13 protein-coding genes are annotated in these 15611 nt (G+C 65.1%); 8 read left to right on the top strand and 5 right to left on the bottom strand.

What is annotated here, in order from left to right:
- The first annotated feature begins 44 nt into the window (after window positions 1–44).
- The 4 genes from BOSE46_RS10370 (at window position 45) to BOSE46_RS10385 (ending at window position 4865) form a co-directional block, all read left to right on the top strand.
- The gene (locus tag BOSE46_RS10370; RefSeq protein WP_159540169.1) at window positions 45–650 is read left to right on the top strand and encodes a TetR/AcrR family transcriptional regulator; all 606 of its coding nucleotides are present in this window, start codon (window positions 45–47) and stop codon (window positions 648–650) included.
- Window positions 651–697: 47 nt separating this feature from the next.
- On the top strand, window positions 698–1786 hold the full coding sequence (ychF, locus tag BOSE46_RS10375; RefSeq protein ID WP_201299600.1) for a redox-regulated ATPase YchF: 1089 nt from the start codon (window positions 698–700) through the stop codon (window positions 1784–1786).
- A gap of 26 nt (window positions 1787–1812) precedes the next feature.
- Window positions 1813–3060, top strand: a complete 1248-nt coding sequence (locus BOSE46_RS10380) for a DUF6357 family protein (protein WP_159540170.1) — start codon at window positions 1813–1815, stop codon at window positions 3058–3060.
- A 650-nt stretch (window positions 3061–3710) separates the two neighbouring features.
- Window positions 3711–4865, top strand: a complete 1155-nt coding sequence (locus tag BOSE46_RS10385; protein WP_159540171.1) for a DUF3800 domain-containing protein — start codon at window positions 3711–3713, stop codon at window positions 4863–4865.
- A 195-nt stretch (window positions 4866–5060) separates the two neighbouring features.
- On the opposite strand, the gene BOSE46_RS10390 is transcribed toward BOSE46_RS10385, so the two are convergent.
- Together BOSE46_RS10390 and BOSE46_RS10395 are read right to left on the bottom strand one after the other, a co-directional pair.
- The gene (locus tag BOSE46_RS10390) at window positions 5061–5831 is read right to left on the bottom strand and encodes a hypothetical protein (protein ID WP_159540172.1); all 771 of its coding nucleotides are present in this window, start codon (window positions 5829–5831) and stop codon (window positions 5061–5063) included.
- On the bottom strand, window positions 5831–6256 hold the full coding sequence (locus BOSE46_RS10395; protein ID WP_201299601.1) for an SMI1/KNR4 family protein: 426 nt from the start codon (window positions 6254–6256) through the stop codon (window positions 5831–5833). The genes BOSE46_RS10390 and BOSE46_RS10395 overlap by 1 nt, the downstream gene beginning before the upstream one ends.
- Window positions 6257–7019: 763 nt before the next feature.
- Here BOSE46_RS10395 and BOSE46_RS10400 point away from each other — a divergent pair.
- The 3 genes from BOSE46_RS10400 (at window position 7020) to BOSE46_RS10410 (ending at window position 9492) form a co-directional block, all read left to right on the top strand.
- Window positions 7020–7877: a hypothetical protein gene (locus tag BOSE46_RS10400; protein ID WP_159540173.1), complete on the top strand. Its 858-nt coding sequence runs from the start codon at window positions 7020–7022 to the stop codon at window positions 7875–7877.
- Complete coding sequence (locus BOSE46_RS10405) at window positions 7874–8734, top strand: hypothetical protein (protein WP_159540174.1); 861 nt, start codon at window positions 7874–7876, stop codon at window positions 8732–8734. Before BOSE46_RS10400 ends, BOSE46_RS10405 begins: the two co-directional genes overlap by 4 nt.
- A 233-nt stretch (window positions 8735–8967) precedes the next feature.
- Window positions 8968–9492 (top strand): hypothetical protein, encoded by a 525-nt coding sequence (locus BOSE46_RS10410; protein ID WP_159540175.1) that lies wholly within the window; start codon window positions 8968–8970, stop codon window positions 9490–9492.
- A gap of 1 nt (window position 9493) precedes the next feature.
- Here BOSE46_RS10410 and BOSE46_RS10415 read toward each other — a convergent pair whose 3' ends face one another.
- Window positions 9494–10444, bottom strand: a complete 951-nt coding sequence (locus BOSE46_RS10415; protein WP_159540176.1) for a DUF2510 domain-containing protein — start codon at window positions 10442–10444, stop codon at window positions 9494–9496.
- Window positions 10445–10567: 123 nt separating this feature from the next.
- On the opposite strand from BOSE46_RS10415, the gene BOSE46_RS10420 reads away from it, so the two are divergent.
- Window positions 10568–13576, top strand: coding sequence for a BTAD domain-containing putative transcriptional regulator (locus tag BOSE46_RS10420; RefSeq protein ID WP_201299602.1), 3009 nt, complete (start codon window positions 10568–10570; stop codon window positions 13574–13576).
- Here BOSE46_RS10420 and BOSE46_RS10425 read toward each other — a convergent pair.
- Entirely contained in the window at window positions 13560–14936 is a 1377-nt protein-coding gene (locus BOSE46_RS10425; RefSeq protein WP_236551719.1) for a neutral zinc metallopeptidase, read from the bottom strand. The two genes, BOSE46_RS10420 and BOSE46_RS10425, sit on opposite strands and share 17 nt — an antisense overlap.
- On the bottom strand, window positions 14933–15601 hold the full coding sequence (locus BOSE46_RS10430) for an LpqN/LpqT family lipoprotein (protein WP_159540179.1): 669 nt from the start codon (window positions 15599–15601) through the stop codon (window positions 14933–14935). Before BOSE46_RS10430 ends, BOSE46_RS10425 begins: the two co-directional genes overlap by 4 nt.
- Between the last annotated feature and the right edge of the window lie 10 nt (window positions 15602–15611).

Here is a 15611-nt window from a genome sequence, read left to right on the forward strand (position 1 = left end):
GAGTAGTCTGAAGCCGTGACCCAACTAACATACATACAGTCTGTATGAAAGATCAACGGCGTACGCAAGCCGATCGGTCGGCTGCCACTAGGGACGCGCTCGTACGGGCGGCGCGCCCCCTGTTCGCGTCCGACGGGTTCGGTGGGGTCAGCGCCGAGGCGATCGCCCGCGCGGCCGGCGTCACCCGGGGCGCGATGTATCACCAGTTCGCCGACAAGACCGAGGTCTATGCCGCCGTCCTCGAGGTCATCGAGGACGAGGTCATGGAGCGCATCAGCACCGGCATCGCCGAGGCCGGGCACGACGACATCGTCGAGATCATGAAGGTCGGCGCGAAGATCTGGCTCGACGCGTGTGCCGAGCCGGCCGTCCACAAGATCGTGCTGATCGAGGCGCCGTCGGTGCTCGGCTGGGAGCGCTGGCGTGAGGTCAGCATGCGGCACGGCATGGGCATGGTGCAGGCGCTGCTCGAGAGCGCGATCGAGACCGGACGCATCCGCAAGCAGCCGGTGGCTCCGCTGGCCCACGTGCTGATCGGAGCGCTCGACGAGGCGGCGATCTACCTCGCCCGCTCCGACGGCTCCGCGCAGGCGCGCCAGGAGGTCGACGACATCATCGATCGGCTCGTCGACGCGGTCATCGCCGGATGACCGACCGCGCTCGGTGACTGCGGCGGTTGCCCGTACGATTGATCCTCGTGGCTCTCAGCATCGGCATCGTCGGACTCCCCAACGCGGGCAAGTCGACCCTCTTCAACGCATTAACCAAGAACGACGTCCTCGCGGCGAACTACCCGTTCGCGACGATCGAGCCCAACGTCGGCGTGGTGGGCGTGCCCGACCACCGGCTCGGCAAGCTCGCCGAGATCTTCAGCTCGGAGCGCCAGCTCCCCGCGACGGTCCAGTTCGTCGACATCGCCGGCATCGTCCGCGGCGCCTCGGAGGGGGAGGGGCTCGGCAACAAGTTCCTCTCGCACATCCGTGAGTCCGACGCGATCTGCCAGGTCACCCGCGTCTTCCGCGACGAGGACGTCACGCACGTCGACGGCAAGGTCTCGCCGTCCGACGACATCGAGACGATCTCGACCGAGCTGATCCTCGCCGACCTGCAGACCCTCGAGAACGCGCTGCCGCGCCTCGACAAGGAGTCGCGCAAGGACAAGTCGCTCGTGCCCGCGTTCGAGGCCGCCAAGGAGGCGCAGGCCGTGCTCGAGAGCGGCAAGGGCGCGTTCCAGGCCGGGCTCGACCTCGATGCGATCCGCGACCTGCACCTGCTCAGCGCCAAGCGCCAGCTGTTCGTCTTCAACTGCGACACCGAAGAGCTCAACGACGAGGACCTCAAGTCCCGTATGCGCGAGATCGTCGCGCCGGCCGAGGCGATCTTCCTCGACGCCAAGTCCGAGGCCGAGCTGGTCGAGCTCGGCGACGACGAAGAGGCCGAGGCGATGCGCGCCGAGATGCTCGCCGACATGGGCGTCGACGAGCCCGGTCTCGACGCGCTGGCCCGCGTCGGCTTCGACACGCTCGGCCTGCAGACGTACCTCACCGCCGGCCCCAAGGAGTCGCGCGCCTGGACGATCCCCAAGGGCGCCACCGCCCCGCAGGCCGCCGGCGTGATCCACACCGACTTCGAGCGCGGCTTCATCAAAGCCGAGATCGTCTCGTTCGACGACCTCGTCGAAGCCGGCACGATGGCCGCCGCCAAGTCCGCCGGCAAGGTGCGTATGGAGGGCAAGGACTACGTGATGTCCGACGGCGACGTCGTCGAGTTCCGCTTCAACGTCTGACCCCTCGACCAGAAGGCGAGGTGTCCATGAGCGGTGTGATCGTCTTCGACCGTGAGAACAGCTGGCTTCCGAAGGTGATTCGCGATCGCGAGGGCCTGCGACTCGAGTTCGCCGGGGGAGCCGATGCTCTGCATGATCCGCGGACATTCAGCATTCCGATCGAGGAACAGCACCTCGCGGTGCTCCGGGCGGACCTGGGGAGGCACGTGATCCTGTGGAGCGCGATGAGGCCCCTGTGCGATGCGGCCGGGATCCGCGATCCGCTGGATGATGGTGTCGCCGTCGCTCTGCTCGACCCGATCCTTCTTGCACCTGCCGATGAGGTGGATACGTTCCTCCAGCACACGAGATGGGAGCGGGTTCTGCTGGTCGCCCACGGCGCCAGCATCGACCTGCTCGAGAGCGGCCGGATCGTCGAATCCACGAGTGCGGCGACGGAGAGCGCGGACTGGCCGAGGGCACAGAAATATCACGCGGATCAGAATCGCGCACGGCGCGGCGTGACGCTCTCTTCGCTCGACGCCGCGATCCTGAAGTTCACTGGGCAGTACGTTCACGGTTCGACGATCCCGCACCGCGACCCTGGGGCCGTCGAACCTGCGCTGTTGCCCATGGTGCTGGGAGTGATCGCTACCGCGGAGCGGGCGGGCGCGGGGATGAGCATCGCCCGAGATCCCCGACGCGGAAAGCGCGGCACCGACAAGCAGGACTGGACGCGGATGGAAGCGGTGGTTGATGCAGCCGTGCGAGGCGCGTATCCGGAGCTTGCTGATGATGCGGTGAGGACCGTGAGCTTCTTGATGTGTTCTGAGGCGGTGGATCGCGCTCGAAATCAGCCGTTCGATGTCGACGACACATTGGCCGAAGCAGCTTCCCCGTCGCGCGAGCGCACACTGACCTTCACCGACGACATGAATGGCGAGAGGAAATGGAGCCCGGGCGACGATCGGTCTGCTGCCGAGGCGTTCTGGGAGTTCGTCGCTGAACTGATCGGCTCCCGGAACGAGGTGTTCACCCTCGAGGACGAGCCGCTGGGCGAGGGGATCCAGCTCCACTTCTATGCGGACTCCATCGCCCGAGTCGAAACTGTATCGACGGGAGAGCACCGGGTCGAGTACGGCCTCGTCGATGACCTCGCCCACTACCGGGCAATGGTGCGCGAGTACGTCGCTGGTGGATTCGACGCCTTGGACGGGCTGGCGCAATGGATGTCTGACAACTCCGAGTTTGAAGAGGCACGTCGACGACGCGATGGCCGTGATCGACGCGCCTAGACGTCAAGCCGCGGTTACGGCCGAACAGCATGCCCGAGCTTTCGGGTCTCGATGACACATTTGCGGGGGGAATGACGCAAGGGCCATTAGCGGAGGTGGAGATGCCGTTGCTGCGCTCGGCTTATCGAGCTCGTCGACGCCTCGACACTAGGCTTCAGCCATGTCTCAGCAGGAAAGTCTGACTTGTCGCCGCTGCGGTGGGAGCGTCCGCAACGCAGACGATGGTCGCAACATCTTTGAGCACATGCACTACGTGTGCTTCCACTACGAGTTCGAGCACGGCGACGAGGATGTTGACTTCGATTGCGGAAGCCCTGGATGCCCATCCGGCATGCTGCCCCCGATCGCCCCGAGTCCCGCTGCCGAAGCAGCGCTCGACGAAGTCACAGACGCCCTTCGTGACCCGTACTCGGCTGACGCTTGGCACGTCGACCGGAGAACCCCATCGTCGCTGGCCCTTACTCGCGGCAGTGACAGCTTTCTAGTCGTAATAACCGACGCGCCACCCGATCGCGATAGCGGCATCGGATCAGTGGCCGGCGGGTGACGATCGCGCTGGAGTGGGACAGGTCAGCGCGTCACCTGATCGTGCAGCAGTCCCTCACATCGAGTGCTTCGTCTGCGCCGCAGCGCATGGGACTATGGCGCCCATGGGCCGTTCAGGGAATCCTGCGAAGCGCGCACTTCACGATTCTGCTCTTGCGCGCGCGACGGCGAAGGAACCGGCTTCTGTGCTCAAGGCAACCTTCTACTGTGATGAGAGTGGCTACACCGGCGCGAACTGGGCGGATGCGGATCAGCCGGTCTTCGTACAGGGTGGCTGGCTAATCATGCATAGAGAGCGGCGGGAAATTCTCGACGAAGTCGTCACTCTAAAGGAGCGATTCAGCCTTCGAGCCGAGGAGTTGAAATGGGTCAGGGTCGCAAGGCGAAGAGACTCTTCGGCCGTCTACCGCGCCTTCTTCGAATTGATGCTCAGGCATGGAGCTCTTCCGTTCTTCTTTGTAATGGACAAGGACTTTCTCCTGGCAGCCAAGACGGTCGAGACGTTCTTCGACCCCGCCTACAATCACCACTTCACGGACGGTTTCACTGGGGCCTCGGAGGAGAAGAAGCAACTCGTTGAGATGCTTCTACCCGCGCGGGAGATCTTGGATGAGTTCGCCTCTCTACACCACGGAGGGGTCGTGCCGCCTCGCGAGCGAGTTAGGGATCTCGCCGAGATGATCGCCGACTGGTTTGAACTTGGAGGCGCGCCATGGATCGCTGAGACTCAGCGACACTATTCAGATGATCAACTCGACGATCTCAGAAGCGAGTTCGGGGCGACCAATTCTATGAGAAGCACGACCGGGCACTCGCTGCCAGGGCTCATGCAACTCTTGGAGAATTTCTTGCGGCCACGCGCTATCGCGCTCGGCATTTTGCATGACAATCTGACTCGCTTCGATGATGTGATCGAATTCGTGCGCCGGTTGCTCCGTCCGTCTAGACCGCGAGATTCCATGCCAGTCGGCAGTGGCTCGTTCTACTTCTCCATGCCGACCGTGACTGGATTCGATCTTGTTGATTCGAAGTCCGAGCCCTTTGTTCAGCTCGCCGATCTCCTGTGCGGATTCGTTCGTACAGTCTTCACGAAGATCAGGAACGGCGAGGAGCTGGAAGACGACGAATTGGCGATTTGTGCTGACATTGCAATGGTGCATCACGAATACCATTGCTGGGACGCGAATATGCCTGAGGCAATGTGGGAATCGTTTGCTGCGCAGGGATGGGCCGAACTCCGGAGACGTTTCGGGTCGTAGCACGACGAGCGTCTGGCCTCGGAGGTGGAGTTTATAGCCGGCGTGCCTGAATTTCCGGCGCCGCGATACATCAACACGGGATCCGGGCCGGTGGCCGTCTCGAATGACGCCCCTCAGGTAACAGCATGTTGGCATGATGGACTTTTAGTCACCAGACACGACCGTAACGGGCGGGACCCCGCGCGCCCTGTCCGATCAGTCATTCGTTCCGCCTCTTCGATATGGCTGAACGTTGGTCCCGTTCTTCTTGGTGTACCCACTGACGCCATGCGCCCCGGGCGACTGACGGCCTCCAGTTGGAAGATCGGTGCCGGGGGCCGATGCCGCCCTCATGGATGGCTGAGTCGAGGGTGCGCGGGTGCGATTTGACCCGGCGCGGTTGAGCGCTCCCGTAGCCACTGTGGCGATGACAGAAACGGTCAAAGCCCTCACGCGCGGATCCTTCGACGCCTGCTGGACAGCGCGCTGCAGTGAATGAGTCCACCGTCGCAAACTGCCCGTTGAGGCCGCAGTCGCGTTCGGAGAACTCGTAACTTCTTTCTCGTCACCGGACGTCTGCGTGCTCGATGCGTTAGGGGAATCGACATACAGCGGATTCGTGAGTATCAACTCGACGCACGGCTGGGGAGGGCTGTTTCCGAAGTCCGACATCACCTTCAACGCTGGGTCGTAATAGCCGTTGGTCTGATTCGTCCAATTGCCGCCATGAGCGGCGAGGTGTTCTCGGCGGGAGAGGAATTGGATGTTTCGTGGGTCATCCCGATACTCAGGATGCGCCGAGAAACTTTTCATGTGCTGGCCTTCCAAGGCCAGGCCCTTGTCGTCGTAGGCTTTGCCCTTTTCCACGATCTGTTTCTGCTGCTCCTCCGGCCAGTCACGAGTCCCTTTGCCTTCGAGCACTAGACGCTTCTCGTTCTCCCATGCTTCCCTGATCGCGCGACTGGATGCTGCAGTTCTACTCGACATCAATCTTCACCGGCGCCAACAACGGCAGCCAAACTGTTCAGAAAGGTGAAGAAGTCGGGGAAGGACTCGTCGTCTTCGATCCTTGCGGCCTCATGGTTATAGATCGAAATTCGCTCACCTGATCTCTGACACAAGACTGGGTCGCCGGACGACAGTGTGCCGATGACGACGTAGCTGTCATTCGGTCGATCAGGATCATCGACTTCAATCAACGGACGATGTTCCACCCCTCGCAATTGAAACCCTGCTGGAAGGAAGAAGTCTCCACCGTCCGAAACCAGTAGCCATTGCTTGAGCTGAGTCGGTAATTGGAACTGATGCTCTGCCTCAAAGGCCCCGATGACGGTGTTGGTGGTCGGCTCCACAAAACTCATCTGCCCGCGCGAACTCAGTAGATCCGCAATGGCATTGGCTTCACTGGACAAAGGTTCTCCTGGGGCTGTCGCGGGATTGATTGACACTCGGGGTAGATGGTTCTCCGGCCGCGTCTGCAAGCCGTCTTGATCCTTTTGGCCCGACCGCTCGTAGCGGTCACGGGCGTCGCGCTAATCATGCCGACATTTCTGCGGTCGTGTGTGAAGGGCTTCGAAACTGGACGGGGCTGCGCATGCCGAAATCGGGAGGTATCGGCATGGATTAGATAAGGGCCTCGGTGCAGATGCCCGAGGCGAGCCGCTCCTTGGAGTTCCAGCAACGCCTGAGTCGGCTGACTTATGAGACCGCAGCCAACTGAGCTGCGGACATGCTGGTCGGCTGGAACGGAAACAAGCTGGTCGAAGTTGCCATGACAGAATGCAGCGGCCTTGTCGTCTCGCCCAGCCACGCCGGCCGCTCACGCAACCGAAGCTCTCAAACACATCAACGGTAGACCGACGATCATCCGACCGTGAGCATTCAAGCGGCGATGTGACGCGGGTTGATCGCGAGGGCCTCGCCTTCGCGGGTCTCGACCTGGATCGACGTCGCGCTGTGGTGGAAGCGCTAATCGAGACAATCCACACCGTCCTTCACGACGGAGAGACGGCGGGCTACGAGGCCCCCGGGCACCAACCCGAGGGCTCGTTGCCTCTCCGATCGGCGATGACGTCCCGGCAGACTCAACAATGGGGCACCGAAGCTGCTCCGCGACCGATATGTCGCGAAGTCATACATTCCGACCTGATGGTCGTGATGTAGTACACTCAGACCATGAGCGAGAAGCCTATTACGATCACCATCGCCGGCAAGGTGGGCTACGAGGACCAGATCACCGTCGCCCAGGCGGCCCGGATCATCGCCTTCCTCAATGCCGAAGAGGACAACGCCTCGCTCAGCCCGGACCTCGGCGAAGGACCGGGCGACGTCCCGCGGCACAACACCGCCAAGAAGTCAGGGCGCACGATCGGCAGTGCCCGCGAGGCTCTCGACCTGTCGGGGGCCAAGACGAACCCGGAGAAAATCGTCGCCCTCGGGCAGTACGTCCTGCAGGACGGCGGCGAGACGTTCAAGGTGGAGGACGTCAAGGCACAGTTCCGGCGCGCACGGGAAACCGCGCCCGCCAACTTCAGCCGCGACATGACGACTGCAGTCCAGGCAGGCTGGATTGCTCAGGGCGACGGCGACGAGTATTACGTCACGAACAAGATCCAGGGCATCTTCGACGGGGACTTCAAATTCCCGAAGTCGAACTCCGGCGGCGGCAGATCTAGGGGAGCCACGAAGACTTCGGCCAAGGCTAAGACCAAGCCCGACGTCTTTGCGGGCATTGACGAGTTCCCGAACCGGATGGACGGTGTCCCGGCCTACTCGAAGATGAAGACCGATAAGGACAGGTTGCTGTGGGCCCTCCACTTCGCGAAGGCTCGGGATATCAAGGGGCTCGCCAACAAGGACCTCGCGTGGCTCACTGACCACCTAGGAGCCGGAGTGCCGAACGGCAACATCACGGCGAACTTCAACCGGGCGAAGTCCGCCGGGTACATGAACCGCTCGACGGTGGACCAGACGCTCCGGATCACGCCCGAAGGTGAGGCCTACCTCAAAGCCTTCGGCGCGGCGGAATCGTGATCGGCGCGCACGACCCGGTGGCGCTGCGGGTGCAGCGGCTCGACCTCCAACTGCAGACGCTGGTCCTTGGTCAACTGGCCGCGAGCCGGTCCGAGGGGGGCGCGTTCTCCCCCGCGACAGTCGCGCAGTTGTTCCATGACTTCGGGCTGCCCGCCCCCGGCAAGATCGCGAACGTCTTCACGTCCCTGACGAAAAAGAAGTGGTTCGCGAAGCAGCCGCGGCGGGGGACCTACAAGGTGACGCCCACCGGGCAGGCCAAGGTCCGCGAGCAGATGACGGGGCTCGACCTGGTGGCGCTCGTCGCTGAGTCCGCGCACGAGAACGCCCCGATGCTGGGTCGCACTGAGCACGCCTTGGTGCCCGTCCACATGGCCCCTCCCGCCGTAGTGCAGCCCCTTCGCGCGTTCCTCGCGGACCACCCCTTCGACACGAACGTGTTCGGGATGACCCGGTTCCCTGACGCGAAGGCGGGGACAGCTGACCCGGTCGGGCGCGCCCTGGCCGTCGTGAAGGAGGTGTGCGCTGAGTCCGGGCTGGAGTTCCACCTGGCGTCCGACCGCGCGATCGTCGATGACCTGTGGGCGAACGTCACGGCGCACATGTGGGCCTGCCGCTACGGCGTCGCCCTCTTCGAGGACCGCGTCGACCGCGGTCTCAACCACAACCTCCTGATCGAGGTCGGCGCGATGCTCATGACTGGCCGCCGCTGCGCACTGCTGAAGGACGGGTCCATCGAGAGGATGCCCACCGACTTTGTCGGGATGATCTACAAGTCGGTTGACTTGTCTGCCGAGGACACAGTCGCGGCGACGGTGCGCGCCTGGCTAAAGGACGATCTCGGGATCGGCGGCCACTAGCCGCCTCCGCGTGCCGGTGCGAGCCGAGTCGTCCGCCCCCGCGGGAAGCCGCCCCCCGACGGTCTCCTGCTGTTTTTCAGCGCAAGCGAGAAGGAAGTCGCGCACCGCGGGTCCCGCTTCATTCTGGGCGCAAAGCCCCTGCGGCAGAGCAGCCGTCTGGAGTCCTGAGTCCGTGCGGTGACGTCTGGGTCAAAAGCAGTTCGCGGCCTCGAATCCGTCGGTAGGCTCCGGGCATGTTCTCACTTGGCCGGGCGGCCAGCGTCGTTGGTGCCACGGTGTCCGCGCTCGTCATGAGCACCATGTCGTCGGCAGTGGGGCAGTCGCTCCAAGACTGCTTCGACAAGGCGGAGACCCATGACGGTGAGCCGCCGACCTGCACAGAGGTGAACGGCAAATGGGTCGCGAGCTGGCCAGGCGGTGGCGGTGGTGCCGGGGGATTCGCATTCCTGTTCATCCTCGTTGCACTGATCGGGATCGGCATCGTGGTCTGGAAGGTCAGCACCGCTCGCCGGCTTGCGAGCGAGTCGGGTATGGATCCCGGACTCGCGACGCAGATGACCCTCCTGACCGACGCCGGGCTGGAGGCGACCTACCTTGCCGCCAACCTTCGCAACCCTGCACCTGCGCCGGCGGCAACGCCAGCCGAGCAGGCGACCACGGCCAAGCGGCTGGCCGAGCTGAAGGGCCTGCTAGACGAGGGACTGATCAGTCAGGCCGAGCACGACGCGCAGCGCCGCGCGATCATCGACGCCGTTTGAGCTAGTCGCAGCCGGTTCCGTCGCCGTCTCGGTCCAGACCGTAGGGATCGTCACCGGTCACGGTGACGGGGTGGCCGATGTCTGGGCAGTTGAGGTCGGCGACGATCGGGAGACACGGCGAATATCCGGCCATGCACTTCTCGGCGGGCTTAGGTGCCTTCTTCTTGGGCCTGTTGACGAGCGGGACGGGTTTGGCGACCTGCTTGCAATCGGGCTTGGCAGGTGAGGCGAGCGCGTCATCGAGGCGACGACCCAGGTCAACGTTCTCGTGGCGGAACTGCTCGAGGTAGCGGTCGTCTCCGAGTCCGCTCTTCGCGAGCGCCACGTTGAGCGACTTGCCGGCCTTGTCGCGCACCTCGGCGACGCTGCGGCCGTGGGAGTCCGTCGTGTACGCGTCGACCACGAACCCGTCGTCGAGGAACTTGCGAGTGAACGCGGTTGCCTCGGGCCCGCACCGCTCGTTCCGCTCAGGCGTGTTGATGAGGCCGAGGCGGTACTCCTTGCCGTCGGACGCCACCCAGGAGTCGCCGTCCTTCTGGTCCGTGACGAAAAGCAGCACGATCGCTGGCTCTGTGGTCCGTGTCGGTTCTGGGGTCGGAGTCGGTTCGTCCGACGCGCGTACCGGATCCTCCTTGGCCGTCTGCTTGTCCGAGGCATCTCCGGTGGAGTCTGGCGTGGCGGCGTTACCGATCGCACCGATGCCGAGGAAGGTGACCACCACGACGACCAGCCAGAACTGCCACCGACGCACCCAGGGTCGCTTTCCGACTTCTTCGATGACCGGGACGGAGGTGACGGCGGCGAAGGACTGAGTCGGTTGCTGGGGCGCCTGCGGCTGTGTCTGCGCGTAATTGGTCGCAGTATGCGCAGTCCACGCCTGGCCGTCCCAGTAGCGCATCTCGCCCTGCGCGTCCGGGTACCAACCGGCTGGGGTACGCGGAGTCTCGGGCATCCGACGATCGTGACACGGCCAGACTGCGGATATTGCCGAATGCCCGAGTTGAGCTCCCACTTCGGAGCACCCGGACATTCGGGAATCGACTCGCGAGGTCAGCAGGTGCGGCAGAATCGGCACGTGCACCGCGCGACCTCATCTCCCGGGTCGGTCCGCTATTGCCTCTCCGGAGGCGTCACGGTCCTCATCGACGGGACGTCCGTAGAGATCGGCGGTCCCAAGCAGCGCCAGGTGCTCGCAGTTCTGCTGTCCCGACTTGGCACGGTCGTCACGATCAGCCAGATCGTGGACGCGGTCTGGGGCGACAACTCGCCGTCGAAGGCGCCGGTCTCGGTGAGGTCCTATGTCACCAACCTTCGTCGAGTGCTGCACCGCGACGGCGCGCAGCGACTTCACTCCGGTCCCCTCGGATATCGCCTCGAGCTCCTGCACGGTGACTCGGTCGACCTCCTGGAGTTCGAGGATCTTGCGAGATCGGGACGTGAGGCACTCGTCCGACAGGACATCCGTACGGCCGCCGACCGACTCCAGGCAGCTCTCTCGCGGTGGGTGGGCCCTCCCTATGGGGAGCTCGCCGACGCCGACTTCATCCACGCCGATGCTGCCCGTCTGACGGCTCTGCAGGACACGGCTCAGGAGGCGTGGTTCGACGCCTCCCTTCGGCTCGGTCTCGACTCCGAGCTGCTGCCCGAGCTCGAGGCTGCCGTCGCGACGAGTCCACTGCAGGAACGGCTGTGGGGGCACCTGATGGTGGCGCTGCATCGTGCCGGTCGCCATGCCGACGCGCTGCTCGCCTATGACCGCGCGCGGGAGGTGCTGGATCGCGAGATCGGCAGCCGGCCAGGTGAGGGCATCCGAGCCTTGCTGGCGAAGATCCAAGCCCACGATCCCGATCTGCGAGCGGCACAGACTCCGAGCACTCGCGAGGAGGGCGCTCACCCCATCTTCGGTCGCGACACCGAGCTGAGCTCGCTCCGTGACACGAGCGCCGGACTGACGATGATCACCGGCGAGAGCGGCATCGGCAAGACCGTCCTCGCGCAGGCCGCGTTCACGTCCGCCCAAGCAGCAGGACTCCCGGTGGCGTGGGCGGCTCATCCCGCGGGCGTACGGCTACCTGCACTGTGGACCTGGATCCAAGTGCTGCGGCAGCTGGGTGAGCAGCTCGGACCGGACGCGCGGCAAGCCGTGATCAGGGACGCGCCGGGCGTCGTCGACGCCCTCGTGCCGGAGTGGAACGAGGACCCCGACGCCGGCCGGCTCGCCGCGACAGGCTTCGCACTTGTGGAGGGCGTGGTCACTGCGCTGCGATCCCTGGCGTCGCACGCTCCCGTGCTGCTGGTCCTCGACGACCTGCAGCACGCCGACGCCGAGACGTACGACGTCCTGATCCTGCTGGTCGCCCAGTTTCCGACGCTCGCAGCGAGCGTCATCGGCACCTGGACGTTCTACGGCGACGGTCGGCCCATGAACCGTGAGGGCTTCGACCGGACGTTGCGCTCCGCCGGTCCGGGATCGATTCACCTGTCCGGTCTTGACCGCGGGCCGGCCACCGAGCTGATCGGCTCCATCATTGGCGCCGACCTCGGTCCACAAGTCGCGGAGAAGGTGTGGCGGGAGACCGGCGGCAACCCGCTCTACCTGCAGGAGGTCGCTCGGACCATCGTCGAGTCCGGGCCCGACGCTCCGGTTTCTCGTACGGTGCTCGGCGTCCTCGACGCCCGGCTCGGCGAGCTCGCAAGCGAGACGCATCGGTTGCTCGGCGCGGCGGCCGTGATGGGCGCCGAGATCGATGTCGCTGCACTCGCCGACGTCCTCGAGGTGCCGGTGTCCCAAGTCCACCAAGACCTCGCTCCCGCCTACCTGGCGGGTCTGCTCGACGAAGTGGGCGATCGGCCGGGCGACTATCGGTTCAGCCACGGCTTGGTGCGCGACGCGTTGCTGGCCCGGCAGGACATCGCCGCCCGTTCGGTCATGCACGCGACCATCGCGCGACTCGGCGCGCTCTCAGTCGCCACGATGGCCTACGAGCGCGCGGTTGCGCTGGCCGATCATGCGTGGCGCGCGGGCGCCGAGCTCGACGCCGAGAGCGCCGTGACGATCATCAACACCGTCGTCCAGCGGGCGCTCGGTCGATCGCGCTATGCCGACGTCGCGGGCCTCGCTGAGCGTGCGGTCCAGGTCTGCGAGCGTCTGAGTCCCACACCGGCGGGGCTCGAGCGTGAGGCGATGCTGTGGCTCCACCTGGCTGGTGCCAGGACGATTCTCGACGGCCAGACCGACGAGGCGGCCGGCGTCGCGATCCGGCGGGCATTCGAGATCGGGGAGTCGACGAAGGGTCGGGGCTACTACAGCGCCGTCGCGATGCACTGCCTCATGCTGTGCGGGACCGGTCGCATCGACGAGGCAGAGGCCATCGCACGTGGTCTACGCGACGAGTACGAGTCCTCGGGGGCGCGCGACGTCGGTGAGGTGAGTGACCTCGCCGACATCATGATCTCGGTGCTTCGCGGTCAGGTCGACCGACTCGTCGCTGCGGGACGGCACATGATGACGACGTTCCCGGCGCCAGAGACCGTCCTGGACCCGCTCCACTTCTTCCATCCGCGGGCCCTGTGCTGGATGGCCATGGGCGAGGCGTCGCGTGGCGACGAGGCTGCCGCCCGTGGCTATCTCGCAGAGGCGATCGAGCTCACGAGGAGCCGTGGTGACGGCTTCAGCGTGCTGGTCAACAGCATCGCCGAGATCGAGATCGACGCGATCCTGGGAATCACCGACGGTACGGCCGAACGCGCCGCGGAGGTCGACAAGGCGTTCCGGGCTGCCGGCAGCGACCAGTGGGCGGCCGTGGCTCTCATCATTCGCCTCTGGGCCGAGACGCTGCAGGGCAGCGCGACCGACCACGGGCTCGAGGCCGCGCGCGCGTTCGAGGAGTACACGATCGACGGCACGACCGCAGCGACGTCACTGCTGCGCTGCCTGCTCGCCGACATCGAGAGTCATCACGGTCGCCGGGACTCGGCACACTCGATCATCGCGCACGCCGAGCGAGTCGCCGAGGCGACCGGCGAACGGGTCTGGGACCAGATGATCGCCGACCGTCGCGACTCACTCACTTCTTCGCCTTGAGATCCAGGCAGCTGCTCGCGCCGTCGATGACGCCCTGGCGGAACGCCTCGACTCGCCCGTAGCCGGCGCCCTGACGCTCGGCGTCGCCGTCGCCACGGAAGACCAGGAGAGCCTTGATGCCTTCATCGAGGTCGCCGGGGGAGATGCTGTAGCTGCTGGTCTTGGCGCGATTGTGCAGGATCACGCTGGCGGTGTAGCCGCCGGCGAAGCAGTCGCTCTTGAGCGTCGCGGTCTTCTCGTCCGACTTGTCACCGAGTCGCGCCAGGGTGGCCAGTCCCCACTGGGTCGTCAGGAGCGTCGCGACTGCGTAGTCGCCGCCCTGGCTGTAGATCTGGGGCATCGTGTTGACGTTGTCGAAGCCGATGTAGTCCTCGGGGACGCAGTAGAACAACGAGAAATCAGAGGTCGACTGGCCATTGCAGGTTGGTGCGTTCGCCGGGTCGAACGGCTTGTAGTCGGTCAACGGCTTCCAGGCCTTCCCGCCGGAGATCTCCGGGTACAGCTGGGAGAAGAAGTCCTCGATGTCGTACGGGACCTTGTTGACGATCTCGTCGTACGGCGCATCGCCACCACGGTCGGCGTCCTCCTGGGTGCTGAACGGCAGCTCGAGCACCACGGGCTGACCATCGTGGTACGCCTTGCACTTGGTCGGACCGCTGTCGAAGCCGTCCTGGAACGCGCTGACCCGGTCGAAACCGCTGCCGTGCGCGGAGGCGTCGGTGGCGTCGGTGCCCGGGTTGTCGCGCAGGTCGAGGATTCCGGCGAGAGCCGTGTCGAGTTCGCCGGCGCTCACCTTGAAGATCTTCGCCTTGGCGGCGTGGGCCGACCATGCGCCGGCAAAGCAGTCGGCCTGCAGCTCAGAGGACACCGTCAGCTTGTTGGCGTCGAAGAACCCCGCCCGCTGCTGCATCGCGTGGCCCCACTCGTGCGCCAGGACGACCGGGATGACGAAGTCGCCATACTTCTTCTGCAACGACGGCAACAGGTCCTGGGCGTCCCACGCCACGGAGTCGTCCAGCTTGCAGTAGAACGCATTGCCCTGCACGTCCGAGTAGCTGTTCGCGCACTTCGGGCCCTTCGTGGACTGCTCCGTCGAGGCGTAGAGCCCACCCTTGACCGGCTTGTACTTCTTGCCGTAGAGCTTCGGGAACTCGGCCGTCCAGTAGTCCTGCAGGTCGGCGATCGCCTTGATGGCGAGCTTGTTGACCGGCGCCGAACGATCGCCGTCGATCTTGACCGAGCTCACCTTGGTCCTCTTCGGCTCGGACGTCCCCTTGTCGTCCGAACCGCCACCACACGCCGTCAACAACAGCGTGGCCGCGACGAGGATCGCGGTTGCCGGCCGCCTCGCACCCATCATGAGATGGTCGTCGAGCTGTCGATGTCGTTCATGACGGCGGTCAGGATGTCGACCTCGTCCTGCGGTGCGTACGCGTTGAGCTGCAGGACGTAGAGGCCGCCGGACGCAGCCGGCACCACGACGGTCTTCTGCGCGATCAGCAGCGTCTTGCCGTTGGCCTCGAACGTCCCGCCGTACTGCACGGCGTCATAGCCACCCAGCTTGCTCGGGCTGGCCGGCGACAGCTCCTTGAAGCCGTCGAGGCTCCGCAGCTCCTGCGGGGCGTACTCGAGGATCTTGTCGGCCTCGACATCGCCCTCGAGCTTGGAGAACAGTGCCAGCACGTGTGGCGGGTTCGCCGGGTCGGCCGCGCCCTTGTAGACGATCGCGCCGTACGAACCGGCGTCCCCGTAGTCCTTGGTCGACTCCCAGCCGTCGGGGATCGGCAGGTCGACCGTGACGCCGTCGCTGTCCTCGCGAGTCAGGATCTTCTCGGTGGCGCCGACCTGCTTGATGTACTCCGGGAGCGTCAACGCCGAAGCCGTTGCGCTGGGCGACGGCTTGGCGCTCGACTTCGTCGGCTTCGGGTCCTTATCGGGCCCGTCGCTGCTGCCACCACACGCACCGAGGGTGAGGGAGAGGGAGAGGGCGATGCCGACGGCGGCGAGTCGTTGGGTGGGCTTCATGGCTTCTCCT

The sequence above is a fragment of the Aeromicrobium sp. 9AM genome (assembly GCF_902506105.1).
Lineage (GTDB): Bacteria > Actinomycetota > Actinomycetes > Propionibacteriales > Nocardioidaceae > Aeromicrobium.